We start from the raw sequence: 524 nt of genomic DNA, 5'->3' as shown, positions 1-524 counted from the left end.
GATCGGGGAAGTCCTCCGTTTGTGGCCCGCGCCCCTTAACAGCGCCGCTCGCCCCCACCGCGTTACTTCCCTCACGCACAACCCCGGTCGCGTGGCAGCGCCCCCGCGTCACCCGGTAGCGTGAACCGACGATTCCGTAGGTCGACGCGCAGTAGGAGTCCCGGTGACGCAGAACGGACAGGGCGACGAGCCGCAGCTTCCCGCTGTACGGCCCGCGCACGAAGGCGTTGTGCTGCCTGGTGACGGAAGTGCGCCGTTGATACCGGAGGTTGCCGGCGAGCACACCCTTCCGGCCGGCGGCCAGCCGTGGGGACAGCCCTGGGGCCCCGAGCAGAGTGCACCGCAGCCGCAGCAGCTGCCGTACCAGCAACCGCCTCAGCAACTCCCGTACCAGCAGCCCCAGCAGCAGCTGCCCTACCAGCAGCCTGAGCAGCAGTACCCGCAGGCACAGGCACAGGCACAGTCGCAGGCCCAGCCTCAGCCGTACCCCCAGGCCTACCCGCCCCAAGCGCAGCCCCAAGCGC

At 70.4% G+C, this 524-nt stretch carries 1 pseudogene; it reads left to right on the top strand.

Going from position 1 to position 524, the window contains the following annotated elements:
- Positions 1-163 precede the first annotated feature (163 nt).
- Positions 164-524: pseudogene (locus J0695_RS36805) on the top strand (hypothetical protein); the annotation flags it as partial.

It is taken from the genome of Streptomyces beijiangensis, assembly GCF_017315755.1.
GTDB lineage: Bacteria > Actinomycetota > Actinomycetes > Streptomycetales > Streptomycetaceae > Streptomyces > Streptomyces beijiangensis.
This window is presented reverse-complemented; position numbering and strand designations above follow the sequence as displayed.